Source organism: Microbacterium sp. MRS-1 (assembly GCF_000585455.1).
GTDB lineage: Bacteria > Actinomycetota > Actinomycetes > Actinomycetales > Microbacteriaceae > Microbacterium > Microbacterium laevaniformans.
Genome location: NZ_JAUF01000037.1, coordinates 48,320 through 65,007, shown reverse-complemented (window position 1 = coordinate 65,007; position 16,688 = coordinate 48,320). Strand labels below are relative to the sequence as shown.

Here is a 16,688-nt window from a genome sequence, read left to right as displayed (position 1 = left end):
CATGAACACGACCGTCGCACTGGCGGCGTGACTACAACCTGTCACCTATCCGTGCAGCAGTCCCCTCGTCGCTGTCGAAGCCCCGCTTGCGATACACGGAATCGACCAGCTCATCCAGCTCCTGATGCGCGAGCCGCAGGTCGTCGGGCATCAGGTCGGGGTCGTACAACGTCATGAGCGACAGCTCGGAGTGGTACTCGCGAACGTCCAGCACGCGGAGCGCTACATCTTCGATCTCTCTCCGCAAAGCGTCAGTCAAGCGAGGAACTGGAAGGTTGTTGTAGACGATCGTGTTGGAGTAGCGGAAGCCAGTGCGGAACCTGCCGGCGACAGCTCTCACCCACACCATGTGCATACGAGATGTAAGGAGGGCGAACACCCACGGATCTGCATCGTAAACGGCAAAGGCGAGATTGGAGATGACGGTTCCCCCGTCGAGGTACCCAACTGGAATGTAGTCTCGACGCTCCGTTGTCACCGCCGGCACGATTATCGAGTTCGTCGGCTTGTAGCTGATCTGCACAAACCGATAGGGCTTGGTCGCAAAGCTTCTCGTGCTCGGCGCATCGCTTTCCGCACGCACCTGAGCGACGCGTTCAAGCCTCGCTTGGATTTGAGGGACCCGGCGTGCGGTCAAGAAGTCCTTCTCCTCGATCCACAGACAGTAACGCTTGACTCCATTTGTGAACTCGGTTGTCCCCACATACTCCTTGATGAAGGGCAGCGCATCCGGGGACGCTTCAGTAAGCGCATCCCGCTCCTCGGCCGTGAGCGACAAGCCACCACCGTCGCGCGGCATCGAGCCAAACACCATAGGAGGGAGTTGGGACGCCAGTGGCGTCTTTCGACGCTCAATGAGGATAGAAGGACCACTCGCCAGGTACCCGTTGATATTGTCTGCTTCGGTGACGAGGCCCCCAGAGTAGATGTGCTTGGGGTTCCGGTTGGCCTGCCGGAGGCCAATAACTGCCACCGTCACGCCGGCGCTACCCTTCGCATTGTTCGACCACTCGAAAGACGTGTGAGCGAAGCCAATTTCGATGCCCTTCGCGAAGATCATCGGAAACATGAGACCGACATGCTCACCCTGCGCGACGGAGTTGGTTGTCACGAATGCCAGCTCTGCACGGGTCCCCTCGATGTAGTCCGAACCCTTGACGAACCAGAGAGCGATGTAGTCGAGGTTCTTCGAGAAGGGCCGCGACCCGAATACGTACTTGTAGTCTTCCTTCTGCTCCGGCTTCTGTCGCTTTGCGCCCGCGTAGGGTGGATTCCCGATGAGATAGATCTCTTCGCCGCCTTCGTTTGGACATACCGTGTTCCAGTCGGTCCGCGCCGCGTTGCCCTGTTTGATCTGCCCCGTCTCCTTGAGCGGGATGAGCGGGATGTTGAGCCTGAATTTCTCGAAGAACTCACGGTTCATCTGATGCTTCGCGATCCAGAGCGAAAGGATCGCGACCTCGACCGCGAAGTCGTCGATCTCGATGCCGAAGAAGTTCTCAATGTTGATCTTCGACTCGGCATAGAGGGTCTGGTGCCGCAAGTCGAGCTCCGTCAACCGCTCGAGGATGGCGTGCTCAAGCTTGCGCAGTTCCTTGTACGCGATGACGAGAAAATTGCCAGAGCCGCAGGCGGGATCGAACACCTTGATCTGCGCGATGCGCTTGAGCAGCCCCTCAAGCTTCGGCACGCTGTCGAAGGCGGCGTCAAACTGCTCCTTGAGCCCGTCGAGGAACAGCGGCTCGATGGTCTTGAGGATGTTCGGAACCGACGTGTAGTGCTGCCCGAGATCAGAACGTTGGCCGGGCGTGACGACGGCCTGAAACATCGAGCCGAAGATGTCGGGGTTGATCTCGTTCCAGAGCAGCCGTCCGCTCTCCAGTAGCAGGTCGCGCGCCTTCTTGTTGAAGGTCGGCACCGTGTGATGCTCCTCGACAGTGAACAGGCGCCCGTTGACGTAGGGGAAGCCTGCAAGGTGCGTCGGCTTGCCGGCGGCATCCTTGGTGTCGAGCGCCGTGAAGAGGTCGGTCAGGAAGAGGCTGACATCCGAGCCATCGGGCTGGGTGAGCGTGCCGACCGCCTCTGTGAATTGCCCTTCCCCGAAGATGCCGGTGTCCTCCGCGAAGAAGCAGAACAGCAGGCGGGTGAAGAACACGTTCAGAGCATGGCGGCCGAGCGTCGTGGTATTGAACTCGGGATTGATCGCCAACAGCTCGTCGAACAACCGTGCCATGCGCTCGGCGGCCTTGACGTCGGCATGGGCCTCGGAGACATACTGTGCCTTCTCCATGCCCGCCCAGGGCAAGAAGAAGGTGAAGTGCTTGTCGATGTCTGAGATCGTGATGGCGAGCGAGTCGTTCGTCTTCGTGTCGAAGGCCAGCAACTCGGAGTAGTCCGTGACGATGACGAATCGGGTGCTGTAGCGCACGACCGTCGGTGCGCTGCGAAGCTCGTCGATCACTACCAGCGGATCCTCGGTCGTCTCCTTGAAGTAGACGACATTCTTCTGCGCGACCTCCGTGGCCGGATCAGCGGCGACGTTGAGCGAGCCATTGCGCAGCCGGGTGATGTTGCTCGACGAGCGTCCGTAGGCTGCGAGCAGCTCGAAAATGAACTCTCGATCGTAGCTACTGCGTCCGCCGAGCGGACGGACTCGCTCCTCGACGGACTTCAGGTTGAGCCTCATGCCACGCCGCCATCGTCCCCGGCGCGCCCGCTTCTGACCCATTCATCGACTTCGGAAGCCTGGAACTTCCACAGCCGTCCGACCCTGTGAGCTGGGAGATGCTTTTCCGCTATCCAGAGGTAGACGGTGTCCTTGGTCACCCCGAGATGGGAGGATATCTCTTCGGCGGACAGCCATGCTTCGGACATCGTCGGCTCCCTAACCCGTTCTCACCTGATATGACCGATCCTAGCCAGATCCGTCAGTGCCAATACGAGGGAGCCATCAAACGTCGTCTAGATCGATCCCGAAGCGATCAGCGACGTCTGCGAGCGGCACCTCGCGCATCCCGGCGCGTTCACGCACAACGCTCTCGACCTCGCGATCGTCGATCGACTCGATCAAGTCCTCGACTACGCGATCCAGATCACCTTCACCCAACGCGGCGAGCCGTGCGATCTCGGCTGCGGCGTCGGCGAGCGAGTAGAGACGCACCCAGGGATGCTCACCGTGACGCGCGACCACGACCGACTCCCGCGTATGGGAGTGGCCGTCGCCTGCGATGAGCCAATGCTCCTCGCCCTCCGCGGTGATGAAGAAGTCGACCACGCACTCACCGCACGGCATCTTGTAGACGCCGGGCTCGGATGGCGCAGTCTCCCTGGCGCGCTCGATCATCCCCCTGATGATGCGTTCCCATTCCTCTGACTGGCCTTCGACGCCCATGGCAACCTCCCGATTTCGAACCGAGTAGTTTCGCATCCGACGACGGAGATGTCCACGCCGTTATCGAGCCCCGTCGAATCCGATGAGAGCGCGAGGTGCGCGTGGACGAAGGTTTCGGGCCCCGGAGAGTCAACTATCTGGCCGAAAGATCCGGCGCGGAGGCTGGCAGCAGATCGCCGAGGTCAACACTGAGCACCTGCGCAATCGCGAGGATTGTCATCAACCTCGGATTGGCGGGCGTGCCCGGCCTCGACTCCCCTTTCTCGAGCTTCTGGTATGTGTACCTGCTCAGGTTCGCCTCGTAGGCAACGCGATCCTGACTGTAGCCGCGAGCCACACGCTGACGCTGAATGTTCGTTCCGATGGCCCGAGCGTAGGCATCCCACTCCGGGCTCGAGGACGACGCGCTACGCACCTTCTCAGGTTCACGGCGAGGCTTGCTCCGTATGGCCTAATCGGTATGGCAATCTGCGATCATGACGCGTGAACTGGCGGAGCACCCAGCCTTCGGCACCCTCACGCCAGATCCGTTCCTCGATGCTCTACTCAATCTTCTTGCCGAACCCAATGGCTCGTCTCTCGCGGCGCACGCCTACGAGACGACGCGAGACTGGTGGGATGAGCATGCACAGGGACCAACCTGTGATGAACTCCTGGCCGCGATGTTCGCGCCCGATGACTGGCGCGAGGTCATTGACGACCCGTCACGCCCGCTCCCCGAGCGTCAGCACCAGCTCGCGCTTGTCCGCCAATGGCTCATCGTGTCGTGGGCGCGCGCCGGCGCCATCAGTGTCGTGTTCGGGCATGACACGGTAATCCGACCGGGCTTCTCCGTCGACGTCAGCTGAGCCACTCGAGTCGCGTGACGGCGCGGGTAGCGGAAGGTCGAGGTCGTCGGGCAGCAAGCGCGCTCGATTCAGGATGGAGTTGCGCGGCGCTCCCCAGGATGGTGGCGCGTCCCAACTGGTCGGCATGCGCACTGTATCGAGGTGACGCAGAAGGCACGCCCTGTTGGACCGAGCCGAAGCGAGGAGCGCCTTATCGAGGCCGCAACTGATGGTCTTCACCCCGTACGCCTTCTTGGCTCCGTAGGCTGCCATGACGGCATCTTGGCTTCGCTCTACGACCAGCCGCGAGATGTCCCGCAGGTGCCGACCGCCCGTTCCTCCCAGCACACCTGCCACAGCCGCTTGCATGATCTCGACCTGATCCCGCGACTTGTATCGCGGGCTCAGCAGGTATCTCAGATACTCCGGATCGATGAGGATGCCGGTGAGCGCGACCGCCTCGGGGTAGACGCACAGCAGAGCGTCTTCGTACGCCCCTTCAAGCGAGACGCCGAACTCGTTGGCGCGTAGTTGCGCGCGCTCTGCGGCGTCGGGCGAGTCCCGAAGCGCCGCAAGGAGAAGCCTCACCGCGAGTTGCAGTTCCCCGGTGTGGAGGGCGATGCCGTGGAACCAGAGCTTTCCGCTCATCCATCGCTCTGCTCGACCGAACTCCGAGTACCTGGCCACGTCGATGTCACGTCCGGAGAGATGCCAGCGGCGATGATGTAGACAGACTGCGCCCCCGCGTCTCCGAGTTGTGGTCGGCGTTCCCGCTGAGCATCGCAGACACTCGGAGCGCGGCGTCTGGAGTTGAGAGCACCGCCGGCACCTGCCCGGACGCCACCCGTAGTGGCTACACCTCACGAACATGCAGTGCGTCCTCGCGTGCTTCTCGAAGTGACCCGCTGCGAGCCCTCCGAGCGCCTCGACGAGCCTCGGAACCTTCTCGACGTCGGGATTCGTCTCCGGCAGCTTGCCGAGGTCTCGGATGTGAAGCCGCAGATCGCGAAAGGTTAGACCGTTGGCGGGCGCAAGTCGCCCGACATAGCCGACGACGGTCTCTCCGGAGAGCGGTCGGACGGAGACAGGAAGCGCGACAGGCCGGGTCATTCACCGGGTCCCTCGTCGAGTTGGCGCCGTGCACGACGGCGTCGCTCGTCATCCATCGCGGCGCGCAATCGACTGAAGTTGAGGCGCTCCGATTCCGACTCCATGGCCTCGATCACGGCCAGCTCGATAATGCCTGCCACTTCGCCTACCCGGCCGTGGCTGGCTTCCCAGAGCAACTCGGCGTCGTCGACGATGGAGCCCGTCTTCTGCGAAACCAACTTTGCGTTGGCCTCCAGATCCTCGAGCAGCGCGCACCATCGATCGCGATTGCGCTGATTGTTCAACTGGTGTGCGTCGAGGTCCATGATCCTGAACCGAGTCGCCACCTGGGCCGCCCAGCCTCCGTCGAGAAGTCCTGTGTCTTCGACATTGGCGCCGACATAGACGAACGTCGCCTGGCACTTCTCGGAAAGCTGCTTAAGGTAGTTCGTCGCATCCGATGCGCCCTGCCGGTCCTGGTTCAGGTTGTGGATCTCATCGATGATGATGAGCTCCGTGCCGCACCGCTCGACGACATCTGCCAGGCCGTTGAGCAGTTCCGGGGCCGTCGTCCGTGGCCGTGTCGGCCGGCCGAGGAAGTGGTGGAACTCTACGAGCAGCGACTTCGGAGTGCAGTCCGATGGTGTCGACACGTAGATCACTGGGATCACACTCCGTTGGCCACGCGGGTTGCCGCGGACTCGGCGCTGAATCTCGAACTCCTTCGCAAGGCGGGTGACGGTCGTCGACTTCCCCGCGTTGGGGACACCGTTGATGATGAGGCCGAACTTGCCGCCGCGCTTGCGAGCGTTCGCCACCATCCGCAGTCGAAGCTCGTCCCTGATCGCCTTGACCTCCGCGGTGAGAGAGATGCGACCGTTCGCCATGAAGTCGAGACGTCGAAGGCAGTACGTAGTTCGCTCGTCTTCGGTGAGCGCGTCAAGGGCTTTGCGAGTCATGACCTCTGGCTCGATGAGTTGCTCGCCCACGAAGTCGGACCATCCCTCCTTCGTCTGCCAGTTTGGCTTCTTGAGCGACCCGACACTCAGATCAACCATCGATCCGCCCTCGCGTTTCTTCTGTTTGGCTGCTGAATCCGCCCGACTCCGCCCAAAGGCCCTCATCATCGCCGGCCTCGAGGAAGCCGTTGCCGCCGGTGCGCCTGAACCGCTTGCCCCTGGACTCGGCCTGGTCAGTGGCGTCATCGTCGGTCGGCGGCTCTACGTGTGGACTCGACAGCGCCATCGGATCGGACATCGCGGCACGCGCTCGCGCGTCTGCCCGTTCGGCGTGCGGATCACCAAACCGACCGCGGCGGATGCCCTCCTTGAGGGCAGCGGAGACCCGTCGCGAGTCAACGCCCTGCGTTCCGTCGCTTGACCGGAGCTGGCGATGCACTTCATCCCGAAAGGGCATCTCGGCATCCCCCGATTTCCACAGAAGCGGAATGAACTCCTCGCCGTACTCGAGCCAGACCGTATAGAGGTTGAACGGGTCGCGACGAATGGTCCACTTCCGACCGGCGGCATTCGGGGTCACGGCAACGATGTCACGCAAGCGTCGCGAGGAGTATCGACGCCGGCCGATGTTGACGCCGTAGTCCTGGATCGTCCGATCCTCGCGTGGGAGCAGACCGATGTACTCCTCGCGTCCGAATGGGACAGGCAGGTCAGGAGTGATCTGCCGCAGCAGGGTGACGGTCTCCATGGGCGTAAGCGCGCGACTCGGACGCAGCGGGTCACGCAGCCCATCATGGGGACGGTGCATCCAGTGGACAGCGATCCAGTCATCGAGCAACTCCTGAGCTTGCAGGAGCGTCGGAGGTGGATGCGGTGCGTCGCCCTTTCCCCGGTGCTCGACGCTTCGGCCCACGTGACTGCGAAGGTACTGCGCGAACTGTTCGGCTACCGAACCGAAGTTCGCCTCGACATGCGGCTTTCCCGTGGGTGTGTACGGGTTGCACTCGATGATCGAGATCCCCAACCGCTCGCAGGCCTCGGTGAATGCCGTCGATGTGAAGATCTTGCCGTGGTCGACAGTGATGTTCTCTGGGAAGATCACCGGCACCATCGATCGATAGCGATCGAGCTCCTCCTGACTGATCCCGTGCGGATCGGCCCACGCCGCTGACACCAGCTCCCGCGTCTCGCGCGCGCCTTGGGGTCGTCGCTCGTATGGCGTGAGTGCGCGGGCGAGCAGGGTCACGAGGTCGACGGACTTCGTCCCGCCGGCTCGGAGCACCGCCGCCATCGGTGTGCGACTTCGGATCTCGAGCAGGATGGTCATCTCCGGGCGCTCGACCCCGTTTCGCGTCGTCACGCGCCCGTTGTCCAGCGTGATCTCCGCGTCGAACTTGGTCGTGTCGATCTGGGTGTGTTCTCCGAGGCGCGGCGACTCGTGCTGCTGAAACTCGCGTTGCGGGCGGTTGGCCAGGGAGGCGCGCGTCTTGGCGGACCGCGTTAGATGCTTCGCTCGAGGCATCTCGCTGACGATGCGGTCGAAGGTGCGCTCACTCGGAATGGCGAACGGCGGATTATCTCCGTACCGGTCAGCGATGGCGTACAGGATGTCGTCGATGACCCGCCCGCGCGTGCCGGTGGATTGCTTGTCGGCGTCGCGGCACACAGCGGCGACGATCTCGAGGAGAAGAGGGTCGCGCGCCTTCGCCTCTCTCCCCCTGTACCGCTTGTCAATGAGACCCAGCGCACCGAAGTCCCGGTAAGCCTGCAGCTTTCGCCAGACGGTGCGCGGATCGACAGAGCCGCCCGGCGTCAGTTGGCCGACGCTACGCACGATCTCGGCGATGATTCGGCTCGTCTCATCTGCGTCTCTTCGCGCTGACCTCAGGTACTGATCGAGCCGGGTCACGTGCGGTAGCCACAGTTGGATCTTGGCCTGTTGGGGCAAGGGCAACGCTTTCAGCGACTGCGGATCGAACGTGCGCACCTGACGAACTTCTCGTTGAGGCCACTCGACCGATGGGTCCCGCTGCAACTCGTTGATGAGGACCACGCGAACGTACCCCTCGTCAACAGCGCGCAGACGAGCCGACGCAGCGTCGTACGCGATCAGTTCAAACACCACTCCGTCCCAGACCAGACGGTCTCCAAGTCCCAGATTCATCCCCATCCCCTCCCTGTGCACACTGCAACGGATTCGAACTCGAGACGGCGCCCGAGATCCACCTCGAGCGCTCCATGCCAGATCGCCGTGAGGAGCAAGCCACGCGCGGGGCTGCTGGTTCCGTCGAAGCGCGACGCCCAGTCGCGGAGCGTGCGCGCCTCTCCTCGGCGGGCGGTGAGCATCTCCGCGACCGGCGCAGGGCATGCCCAGCGCGAGTGGCGGTAGCCGGAGAGAAGACGAAGGTTCCAATCCTCAACCTTCGTGAGATCCGCAAACAGGCGGTAGTCCATCTCGAGCGAGGCGGCCCACGCCGCCGTGATCGCGAAGAGTTCGGCGTCTCGCGCTTTGATTCGTCGGCGGGGACGAACGTCGACGATGAGCCGCGAGCCGTCCGACCTGCGGATGAGGAAGTCTGGGAAGTGCGCCATGCCCAAGCTGCCCCAGCGAAGCTTGAATGGCTGCGTGGCAATGTCGACCACGGCGGGATCGCGATCGAGAACCGACAGCGCCGTCTTCTCGTACAGCGACTCGAACCAATGGTGGCGTCCCGTCGTCGCCGACCAGTACACGCCGGAGTAGTTCTCCCGCCCCGGGTACGCCTTGGATATCCGGATCGGAGAGATGCGCGACAACTCGAGTTCGCAAACTTGATCGGGCCCGATATCGCACACCCGGCCGCCGTACTTCACCTCGACAGTCGCAGCTGCGAGTTCCGTAGCGGTGTGCTCGGATGGCGTGAAGGTTGTCAGGATCACCGTGCGAGGTCTCTCGTGGTCGAGGATCGTGAGCCTGACAGTGCGTACTTCGGGTACGTGCTCGGCGCCAAGCTACGTCGGCGGGCGGCTGGAGCGTTGCGCGACGCGCCGAACAACTGACAGATTCAATGGCGCGGATGACACGTGGTTGGCGCTACTGACAACTCACTTGGCGCTACTGACAACTTGCGTGGCGTCGGACAGCCGCGGCAAACGCCAGCACCTTTCGACTTTCGTATGAAGTCACGAAAAGGTAACGGAAACCCCTTGTGGCCGTTATCTGGCCGTTATAGAGTGCTCGCACGGTAGTTGTTTTGCTGTGGCAGCTACCGGCATGTGATTGCAGGACACTCTTGGTGCAAGGGACAAGGGCCGGTCGGAAGCCTCTCCGACCGGCCCTTACTCTTGCGCCGATTCCTCCCCAGACGGGGGCATCCGAGGTTTGTCCACAATGCGCCGTTGACCAGGTCTTATCCCGCTCTGATGTCGGAGGTCGAGGGCAGAATTGAGTCATGGCCACCACCGAGTCCCCCACCGCACGCGAGGAGCGCGCGGTCGTCGGCGACATCGTCGAGGCCCTCGTCGACAGGCGTCGACGCATCGCGTCGCTGCAGGCCGAGGAGGCGGTGCTGCTGCATGCGGCGCAGCAGCATGCACTCTCGCAGCGCAACGCCGCCTGCGCCGATAACGATGCTCCGGACGACATCACGATCCGGTCGATCGCCGCCGAGATCGGCGCGGCGACACGGCAGTCCGATCGCACGATCCAGTCGCGGATGGATGAGGCCTCGACCCTCGTGACGCGCTTTCCCGCGACGCTCGATGCGCTCACGAGCGGACGGATCAGCCGCGCGCACGCGGCGGTGATCGCGGATGCCGGGGCCCGCCTGACCGACGACGACGCCCGCGCCGCCTATGAGACGGCGGTCCTGCCGGTGGCCGAACGCGAGACGGTCGGAAGACTGCGTCCCGTCGCCCGACGCCTCGCCGACGCCCTTCATCCGACGCCGATCGGTGAGCGCCACCACGACGCCCGCCGCCAGCGCCGTGTCTGGATCCACGACGGCGAGGACGGTATGGCCGAGCTCGGACTCACCGGCCCAGCCCCTCTCGTTCACGGCGTCTACGACCGCTTGACACAGCTCGCACGCGCCGTCCTCGACGCACCTCGCCCCGCAGTAGCGGACGAGGACACGATCATGGCGACCGCGGATGCCGCCTCCGCGAAGGCTCCCGACACGCGACGCGTGGATGAGGTTCGCGTCGACGTCGCACTCGATCTCCTGCTCTGCGGACACGCCACCGCCGAAGCGAGCAGCGAGAGCATCGCCGCGGCCGATGCGATCCGTGCCCGCATCCAGGTCACGATTCCCGCGATGAGTCTCCTCGGCGCCGCGGATGCGGCGGCCGACCTGACCGGATACGGCCCGATCGACCCCGACCTCGCGCGGCAACTCGCGGGCACCGCCGCCGGGTGGGATCGGTTGTTCACCAGCCCGACGACGGGGGCCGTCCTCGCGATCGACCGCTACCGCCCGTCTCGCGACCAACTGCGCATGCTCCGCGCCCGCGACGAGCACTGCCGCTTCCCCGGATGCCGCCAGCCGCTCCCCCGCTGCGACGTCGACCACACCGTCGCACGCGAACACGACGGCCCGACCGCGGTGACCAACCTGGCGCACCTGTGCCGACGACATCACACCCTGAAACACCATTCCGCCTGGCGGGTCCGCCAACGAGCGGACGGCACCCTCGAATGGACCAGCCCCACCGGGCGCGTGCACGATGACCGCCCCGCGCGCACGCTCGTGTTCGAACCACCACCGTTCTGAATCACAACGGGGAGGACCCCATCCCCGTGATGGAATGTCACCATGCCCGACGACGCCATCTCCCTGACCATCGACGGCACTCCCGACCTTCCGAGCGCGATCCTGCAGGCGCTGTATCGGATCACGGGCCGTTCGACGATCGAGCTGCGCCGCAGCATCCAGCAGGGCGAGCCGCTCTTGATCGCCACCCTGTTCGGGCGCGAGCACATCGACGTCGTTCCCCGCCTCGAGAAGACCATCGCCTACCTCGACGAGCTGGGCCTGCCCTTCCTCCTGCACGAGCGGATCGACGGCGAGCGCACCACCATCGACGTGGCGACACTCCGCAGCATCCTCGAGGCCGACACCGGCGACGACGACACAGCCTGACGCCGGTTCTTCAGACGGCGGCTCAGACCCCGCCGCCGCCGCCTCCGCCACCGCCACCGCCGGCAGAACCGCCTCCGCCCGACCCGCCCGAGCTCGACGACGACGACATCGCGGCGCTCGAGAGCGAACCGATCCCGGCGGAGAACGACGATGCGTCGAAGGCCCCGGAGCCGTAGTACCAGTACGGTCCCGTCGCGCCCACCGCCGTGTACAGCACCGCAAGCTCCGCAGACCACTGCTTCTCCTGGCCGAACACGACCGCATACGGCAGCAGCTTCTCGTACAGATCCAGCTTCTGGCGCGGGTCGTTCACATCCACCGCGACGCGCTCGGCACCCGCCGGCGACTGCAGCATCCGAATGCGGTCGGCCTCGGCCCAGCGGATGAACTCCTCCAGTCCCCGCAGATGATCGCGGGTCTCGGCCCCGAGCGCCGTCAGCGGCTTGCGGGAGCACACCCCGATCACCACGACCGCGATCGCCACGCTGATGCCGATCACCGTCCACGGAAGGACGGGCTGCACGTAGGCCGCGATCGCCACGAACCCCAACCCCAGAGCCAGTCCCGCAGCCGCGGCGGCGAGCAGGATCGGCAGCCAGCGGGCGCGAAGCGGCACCGCCCGCCGCAGCCCGCGCGCGGTCAGCTCCGTTTCCGCCGCCGCGAGGATCTTCTGCGCGACCTTGGAGAACCTGGTGTCCTGCTTTCCGAACTGGTACTGCGCCCCCGGCGCCCCGCCCGGGAAGAGTCCGTCCAGCAGCATCATCCCGTCGCCGTCCGACTTCGACCGGTCGACGAGCTCCGCGATCAGCTTCGGCTTGCCCCAGCCGCGCCCGTCGGACTCCAGGATGCGGATCGAGCCGCGCACCGCCTGCTCCAGCACTTCGGCCGGGATCGCCTTCGACGGCTGCCCGAGCAGCACGGCGCTCTCGAGCGCGTCGACGATCCGTGGGGGATCGTACTCCGCGATGATCGTCGGGCGACCGGGTTCATCGGCCAGCTCGCGTCGCCGCGCACGCAGACCCAGAGCACCCGCGCCGACGGCGAGCAGCCCCGCACCCAGCTGCCCCCAGCCGAACGGGGAGGCAAGATATCCGGAGTCGAAGGTCGCGAACGTGCCGTCCGCGAACCCGACGGCGATCGTGAGGGTCTGGTGCGGCTGCACGTCGTCGGCGACGGCGGTGATGACCGTACCCGAACCGCTGATCGCGGCATCCGGGGTCGACGAGATCGACGCGCACGATTCCTTCGCGTCCTGCACTCCCTGATAGCACGACATGCGCCCCGTCAGGGATGCCGCCAACGACGCGTCCAGGTGCAGCCGAGCCGTCACACGGCCGAACGACTGTCCCCAGTCGACGCCGTTCACATCCCAGTAGAACTCGAGGCCGGAGTCACCGAACACCCACGTCACGTTCTCGAGCGTGTACGTGAGGACGAAGGTCTGCGCGCCGCGCAGAAACTCGTCCGACCGCGAGACGACCGAGAACACACCGTCCTGATCCTCCACCTCGCTCGGGCGCGGCGTGCCGTCGCCGTCCGTCACCGAGATGAGCTCGGGGCGGAGGGGCTGACCGTTGTACGAATCGGGAATCTGCCGACGGATGCCGTGATTCTGATCCGCATCCGGGAACTGCGCCACGATCGTCTCGACGACCCGCAGCCGGCTGGTTCCGTCGGCGGCCCGCGTCAGGGTGTAGTCGGCCGTCATCGACGAGAACGAGAAGTCGTCGACCCCCGCCGCGGCGACGGAGGCGACGGATGCCGGGGGTGCGACCTGTGCGGCCGCCGTCGCGGGTCCAGCCCATGCGGGGCTCGCTGTCCCGGCCGCCAGCGCGACCGCGACACCGGCGATCGCGAGTGCGGCTCCGACGATCCGTGCACGCGCGCGCCCCATGGGCTTCAGCCTATGGGGCGCCGTGCGAGTGGCGCACTACAGTTGACGCCATGACCGACCGCCGTCTCGCCATCTCCGCGTGGGAGAGTCTCTTTCGCGCGCAGCACGAGATCCTGCGCGAGATCAGCGGAGATTTCGGCGAGGACGAGCTGACCCAGGCAGAGTACGACGTGCTGCTCACCGTCGTCCGCGGTGACGACAACAGCGCGCGCCTGCGCGATGTGACCGCCAACATGCTCATCAGCCAGCCGAGCGTCTCACGGCTCGTCGACCGCATGGTCGCTCGCGACCTCATCAGCAAGTGCGTCGACCCGCTGGACGGGCGCGGCGCGATCGTCCGTGCGACCGAACGGGGCGCGGCCGCGTTCCGGCGACTCGCGACAGTGCACGGTCGATCGATCGCCGAGCGGATGTCGGTGCTCAGCGACGACGAGCTGGCACAGTTGCAGCAGCTGACGGCGAAGCTGCGCGGCGCCTGACCGTCTCGTGCCGCCCCGGCTACCACCGGTTGCGGACGTCCTCTGCGAAGCCTTCGATGCCGTCGAAGCGGAGGGCGGCGCCGTCCACAGCGACCGTACCCGACCAGGCGCCGAAGCACTGGTCCGTGCGCGACGAGATGACGCCGAGATTCGTCGCGGACTTCTTGTCGTAGAACGGCGTGAACACGGCATCCAGCCCTCCCCCATGCACCCGCCACGGCCGCAGCGGCGCGGCGAGGTCGTAGTCCCAGGCGACGGGCTCGGAGATCTTGTGCAGCGTGCCGTCGAGCACGACGGCGTTCTCCGTCGACCCCGTCCCGTCGGTCCATCGCCCTCCGACCTGGATGCCGAGGCTGCGTCCGTCTGCGAGGGTTCCCGACCCGGCGCCCCAGTTCCACGACACGACGTAGCGCCAGCGTCCTCGCCCGTGATCCAGCACCGCCCACGATCCCGCCGGCACCTCGTAGTCGACGCCGTCGAGCGTCAGCACTCCGGATGCCGGGAGCGCGACGTCCTTCACGGTGTACTGGAACCGCCGCGACGACCACGGCACCACGACCGCCAGTAGCTCGTGTCCGGGCGGGCGGCGCACCGTGATGTCGAAGGACGCGTCCGCGATCTCCGCGTGCAGGCGCCAGAGCGTTCCCCGCTCGGCGGGAGTGATCGTCGCGGCGAGATCTGCGTGTCGCGCGATGGCGATGCCCGTGCCGAGCGACGCGGGAAGGGATACCTCGCGCGACGGCAGCACCGTCACGCTGCGACCCCACGAACGCGTCGTGGCGCGATCGTGGATCCACGCTTCGTGCACGGCCGCATAGTCCAGCGACGACACCGTGAGCGAGACGATGTGCGTGGGCGTCATGACGTTCCAGTACTCCCAGCGCTTGTTGCGCCCCCACGAGCGGACGAAACGTCCGCGCCCGATGCCACGGGTGTCGATGAGCGGCGAGCGGGCGAAGCCGATCGCCGCAGGGTTGAGGCGGCCGTCGCGGCCGGTGAGGGAGACGGGTTCGGTGATCTCGCGCTCGCGCGCGACGGGGGGTGCGGTCATCGGCATCCTTGCTGACGTTCCGAGTGCTGGTGCTTCCGGCGGGGTGCTTCGACACTAGCGTGCGCGCACGAACCGCCCCGGTCCTCGCGGACACGGGGCGGCTGCGCGCGGTGCGGGATTACTGCTCGACCGGCTGCGGCTCCTGCGCGGATTCGTGCGCCTGGATCGTCGGCGCCGCGCCATCGGCGACGACCTGGACCTTGCGCGGCTTCGCCTTCTCGCTCACCGGGATCGTGACCGTCAGCACGCCGTTGCTGTAGGTGGCGGCGATGCCATCGGTGTCGATTCCCTGACCGAGGTTCAGCTGGCGCAGGAAGCTCGCGGTCTCACGCTCGCGCGTGATCCACTTCACCCCGTCGCCCTCGCTGAGGGTGCGCTCGGCGCGGATGGTCAGCAGCTGGCCGTCCACATCGATGTCGACCGAGCCCGGGTCGATGCCCGGAAGGTCGGCGCTCAGGACGTAGCGGTCGCCGTCGCGGTAGAGGTCCATCGGCATCCGGCGGGGTCCCCGGCGCGTGTCGAAGAGGCCCGACGCGATGCGGTCGAGGTCACGGAACGGGTCATACGTGGCCATTGTTCTCTCCTTGTCGTGTGTCACTGTGATGGTCTGTCAAAGTTGAGCCTCATCGACTCAACTAACTTCAGATTAGCACTCGACCCAGGAGAGTGCCAAGAGTTCACGCACGGCGAACGCGCGCACCCGCGCGCGGCGCTCACCTGGCCCTCGCGCCGGAAGCCGCACTGCTGTTTCCGGCACCACCGCCCCTTCAGCACACGGAACCCTTCCTCCCCACGTTCGGTAACAGCGCAAGTTCTCCACGAACCCGCGGACGGTGGCCACGGCATCAGGAGATGGGCCCATCATGAGCGCATGCCGCGCTCACCCCGACCACTTCCGCCGACATTGCCGCAGGTGTTCACCGCCGCCGACGCGTCGACGGCCGGCGTCACTCGCGGGCGCCTCTCGGCTCGCGACCTCGACGCACCGTTCCGCGGAGTCCACGTCCGGCGCGACACGGACGGCGACGCACCGCACGGCGAGGACACGCCGGACGAGATCGCCCGGCGCAACATCCTGGGTCGCGTCCGCGCCCACGCACTCGTGCTGCCGCCCCCTGCGTTCTACACCGGGACGACGGCGCTCGCGATCCACGGGCTCCCCTTCCCCGACGCGGATGCCGCGGCATCCGCCGACCTCGACGTCGCCGTTCCCGCGCCACACCGTGCGCTCCGGCGGACGGGCATCACCGCCGTGCAGATCAGCCCGATGCTCGTTCACACCACCGTCCGGGCGGGCCTTCCGGTCGCGACGCCCGCCTCCGCCTGGGCGATGCTCGCCCGCGAGCACACGGTTCGAGACCTGGTGGTGATCGGTGATGCGATCATCCGCGTGCCCCGCGACGGAGGGGGGCGGCGTCTGCCCGACGCTCAACACGCCGGACTCGAGAAGCTGGCCGCGGCTGTCTCCGCAGGCCGCCGTTGCGGAATCGCGAAGCTCCGTGCCGCGCTTCCCCTGCTGCGCACCGGCAGCATGTCGCCGCTCGAGACGGACTGGCGACTGTCGCTCATCGGGACGGGCCTGCCGGAGCCCGAGCTCGACGTGGAGGTGCGCGCGCCCGACGGTCGGCTGCTCGGCATCAGCGATGGCGCGTTCGTGACGCACCGGGTCGCGGTCGAGATCGAGGGCGATCACCACCGCACCTCGCGTCGCCAGTGGGTGCGCGACCTCGAGAAGTACTCCGACTACGCGAACCTCGGCTGGGATGTTGTGCGCCTGAGCGCCGCGCACATCCGACACGATCCCTCGCGGGGAGTCGCGCTGGTCCGCGCCGCCCTCGCACGCCGAGGTTGGCACGCGTGATCGGCTGCTCGGTTGAC

The 16,688-nt window shown here is 65.9% G+C and carries 15 protein-coding genes; 4 read left to right on the top strand and 11 right to left on the bottom strand.

Annotated features, from left to right (window positions below; all coding sequences use genetic code 11):
• Nucleotides 1-31: 31 nt before the first annotated feature.
• From AS96_RS08450 to AS96_RS14685, 8 genes are all read right to left on the bottom strand, one after another.
• The gene (locus AS96_RS08450; protein WP_036288293.1) at nt 32-2,686 is read right to left on the bottom strand and encodes a DNA methyltransferase; all 2,655 of its coding nucleotides are present in this window, start codon (nt 2,684-2,686) and stop codon (nt 32-34) included.
• A complete protein-coding gene (locus tag AS96_RS14975) occupies nt 2,683-2,874 on the bottom strand; it encodes a helix-turn-helix domain-containing protein (protein ID WP_081768008.1) in 192 nt (63 codons plus the stop codon). Before AS96_RS14975 ends, AS96_RS08450 begins: the two co-directional genes overlap by 4 nt.
• A gap of 76 nt (nt 2,875-2,950) precedes the next feature.
• Nucleotides 2,951-3,343 (bottom strand): zinc ABC transporter ATPase, encoded by a 393-nt coding sequence (locus AS96_RS08445; protein ID WP_231477179.1) that lies wholly within the window; start codon nt 3,341-3,343, stop codon nt 2,951-2,953.
• 181 nt (nt 3,344-3,524) lie between these two features.
• On the bottom strand, nt 3,525-3,806 hold the full coding sequence (locus tag AS96_RS08440) for a helix-turn-helix domain-containing protein (RefSeq protein WP_036288286.1): 282 nt from the start codon (nt 3,804-3,806) through the stop codon (nt 3,525-3,527).
• A 289-nt stretch (nt 3,807-4,095) separates the two neighbouring features.
• Nucleotides 4,096-4,866: a hypothetical protein gene (locus tag AS96_RS08435; RefSeq protein ID WP_036288273.1), complete on the bottom strand. Its 771-nt coding sequence runs from the start codon at nt 4,864-4,866 to the stop codon at nt 4,096-4,098.
• Nucleotides 4,867-5,324: 458 nt separating this feature from the next.
• A complete protein-coding gene (locus AS96_RS08430) occupies nt 5,325-6,296 on the bottom strand; it encodes a TniB family NTP-binding protein (RefSeq protein ID WP_197017285.1) in 972 nt (323 codons plus the stop codon).
• Nucleotides 6,297-6,357: 61 nt separating this feature from the next.
• Entirely contained in the window at nt 6,358-8,430 is a 2,073-nt protein-coding gene (locus AS96_RS08425) for a Mu transposase C-terminal domain-containing protein (RefSeq protein WP_197017284.1), read from the bottom strand.
• Nucleotides 8,427-9,101 (bottom strand): TnsA-like heteromeric transposase endonuclease subunit, encoded by a 675-nt coding sequence (locus AS96_RS14685; protein ID WP_269319606.1) that lies wholly within the window; start codon nt 9,099-9,101, stop codon nt 8,427-8,429. The genes AS96_RS08425 and AS96_RS14685 overlap by 4 nt, the downstream gene beginning before the upstream one ends.
• Before the next feature lie 596 nt (nt 9,102-9,697).
• Between AS96_RS14685 and AS96_RS08415 the strand changes: the two genes are divergently transcribed.
• The gene (locus tag AS96_RS08415) at nt 9,698-11,017 is read left to right on the top strand and encodes an HNH endonuclease signature motif containing protein (RefSeq protein WP_036288264.1); all 1,320 of its coding nucleotides are present in this window, start codon (nt 9,698-9,700) and stop codon (nt 11,015-11,017) included.
• A gap of 42 nt (nt 11,018-11,059) precedes the next feature.
• Nucleotides 11,060-11,386 carry a hypothetical protein gene (locus AS96_RS08410; RefSeq protein ID WP_036288261.1) on the top strand — a complete coding sequence of 109 codons (327 nt, stop codon included), beginning with the start codon at nt 11,060-11,062 and terminating at the stop codon, nt 11,384-11,386.
• Between the two features lie 22 nt (nt 11,387-11,408).
• Here the strand turns inward: AS96_RS08410 and AS96_RS08405 are convergent, their stop codons facing one another.
• The gene (locus AS96_RS08405; RefSeq protein WP_036288258.1) at nt 11,409-13,280 is read right to left on the bottom strand and encodes a DUF2207 domain-containing protein; all 1,872 of its coding nucleotides are present in this window, start codon (nt 13,278-13,280) and stop codon (nt 11,409-11,411) included.
• A gap of 50 nt (nt 13,281-13,330) precedes the next feature.
• Between AS96_RS08405 and AS96_RS08400 the strand changes: the two genes are divergently transcribed.
• On the top strand, nt 13,331-13,759 hold the full coding sequence (locus tag AS96_RS08400; protein ID WP_005049698.1) for a MarR family winged helix-turn-helix transcriptional regulator: 429 nt from the start codon (nt 13,331-13,333) through the stop codon (nt 13,757-13,759).
• A gap of 19 nt (nt 13,760-13,778) precedes the next feature.
• Here the strand turns inward: AS96_RS08400 and AS96_RS08395 are convergent, their stop codons facing one another.
• Together AS96_RS08395 and AS96_RS08390 are read right to left on the bottom strand one after the other, a co-directional pair.
• A complete protein-coding gene (locus tag AS96_RS08395; protein WP_036288255.1) occupies nt 13,779-14,810 on the bottom strand; it encodes a DUF2804 domain-containing protein in 1,032 nt (343 codons plus the stop codon).
• 118 nt (nt 14,811-14,928) lie between these two features.
• On the bottom strand, nt 14,929-15,384 hold the full coding sequence (locus AS96_RS08390) for an Hsp20/alpha crystallin family protein (protein ID WP_036288252.1): 456 nt from the start codon (nt 15,382-15,384) through the stop codon (nt 14,929-14,931).
• A 297-nt stretch (nt 15,385-15,681) separates the two neighbouring features.
• Here AS96_RS08390 and AS96_RS08385 point away from each other — a divergent pair, with 297 nt between their 5' ends.
• Nucleotides 15,682-16,671 (top strand): hypothetical protein, encoded by a 990-nt coding sequence (locus AS96_RS08385; RefSeq protein WP_155947542.1) that lies wholly within the window; start codon nt 15,682-15,684, stop codon nt 16,669-16,671.
• The last annotated feature ends 17 nt before the right edge of the window (nt 16,672-16,688 follow it).